This window comes from Streptomyces africanus (assembly GCF_002150735.1).
GTDB lineage: Bacteria > Actinomycetota > Actinomycetes > Streptomycetales > Streptomycetaceae > Streptomyces > Streptomyces africanus.
The window spans coordinates 1-771 of the sequence record NZ_MUKA01000488.1 but is presented as its reverse complement, the minus strand read 5'-3'; the positions used below and the strand labels follow the sequence as shown (position 1 = coordinate 771).

Genomic DNA, 771 nt, shown 5'->3' with positions numbered 1-771 from the left:
CCACTCCTGCGGCACCGTCCAGTCGAGCACCTGCGTGCCGGTCGGTACCTCGTGCGTCCGGAGCGGGATGTACTCGCCGACGATGTCCAGGGTGGCGCGCACGCCGTCGCCGGTGATGCTCCGGCACAGCGGATACAGCCGCTCCACCAGCGCGTACATCGCCTCGCCGATCTCGGTCACGGGCGCCACCGCAGGGTGTCGTCGACGGCGCCTGCGTCCGATGCCGCGCGCAGCACGGCAAGGCGCGTGAAGCGCCGTTCGAAGTCCTCCCGGGTCAGCCCGTGGTTGCGGTAGGCGTCGGCGAGTTCGAGCGCGCCCTGCTTCACCGTCCACTCGCAGTCGAAGCCGGGTATCGCGGCGCGGAACCGGGAGAAGTCCACCCGGTACGAGCGCGGATCGGCACCGGTCTCCCCGGTGATCACCACCTTCGAGCCGGGCACCGCCTCGGCGACCTGCCCGGCGATCTCGGCGACGGTGACGTTGTTGATCTCGCTGCCGATGTTGAACGCTCGGTCGTGCACCGCTTCCCGCGGAGCGGTCAGCGCGGCCGTGAACGCCCGCGCGATGTCGGCGGCGTGCACCAGCGGGCGCCAGGGCGTGCCGTCGGAGAGCACCAGCACCTCGCCGGACAGCAGGGCGTGGCCCACCAGGTTGTTCAGCACGATGTCGGCGCGCAGCCGGGGGGAGTGGCCGAAGGCGGTGGCGTTGCGCAGGAACACCGGGGTGAAGTCGCCGTCGGCCAGCTCGTGCAGGTCGTCCTCCACCCGCACC

General features: G+C 71.7%; 2 protein-coding genes. Both read right to left on the bottom strand.

What is annotated here, in order from left to right:
• Positions 1–189 (bottom strand): DUF4910 domain-containing protein (locus CCL05_RS46765; RefSeq protein ID WP_244204571.1); only part of this gene is annotated, 189 nt, incomplete at its 3' end.
• Positions 177–771: NAD-dependent epimerase/dehydratase family protein (locus tag CCL05_RS40500; RefSeq protein ID WP_143590031.1), on the bottom strand; the 595-nt coding region annotated here is incomplete at its 5' end. The genes CCL05_RS46765 and CCL05_RS40500, both read right to left, overlap by 13 nt.